This is a genomic window from Limnospira sp. PMC 1279.21, from assembly GCF_032349615.1.
Lineage (GTDB): Bacteria > Cyanobacteriota > Cyanobacteriia > Cyanobacteriales > Microcoleaceae > Limnospira > Limnospira fusiformis.
On sequence record NZ_JARPLU010000566.1, the window covers coordinates 1 to 387 of the forward strand.

The window sequence follows — 387 nt, forward strand, 5'->3', positions numbered from 1 at the left end:
ATTGTTCGGTGTTTTCTGCCATAGGTTGACCGTCGCTTTCAGGATAGATAATTGGCGTTTGGGGAGTGGTTTTAATCTCGGTTACCATGTCGCCTCCTTGGGGTGCTTTATGGGTGTATTCGTCGTCAAAGGGGATTACATAGTATCAGGGTCAATACCTAATTCCCGCAGTCTTTCCGCCAGGCGGTTAGCGCGTTCTGCTTCCTGTTGGGCGCGTTCTGCTTCCTGTTGGGCGCGTTCTGCTTCCTGTTGGGCGCGTTCTGCCTGCTGTTGGGCGCGTTCTTCGGCTTGTTGGGCGCGTTCTGCCTGCTGTTGGGCGCGTTCTGTTTCCTGTTGGGCGCGTTCTTCTGCTTTTTGGCGATCGCTCTCTAACTCAATATAAGTCGG

1 protein-coding gene is annotated in these 387 nt (G+C 53.5%); it reads right to left on the reverse strand.

Going from position 1 to position 387, the window contains the following annotated elements:
- Nucleotides 1-135: 135 nt before the first annotated feature.
- Nucleotides 136-387: alanine-zipper protein (locus P5683_RS25970; RefSeq protein WP_396442940.1), on the reverse strand; the 252-nt coding region annotated here is incomplete at its 5' end.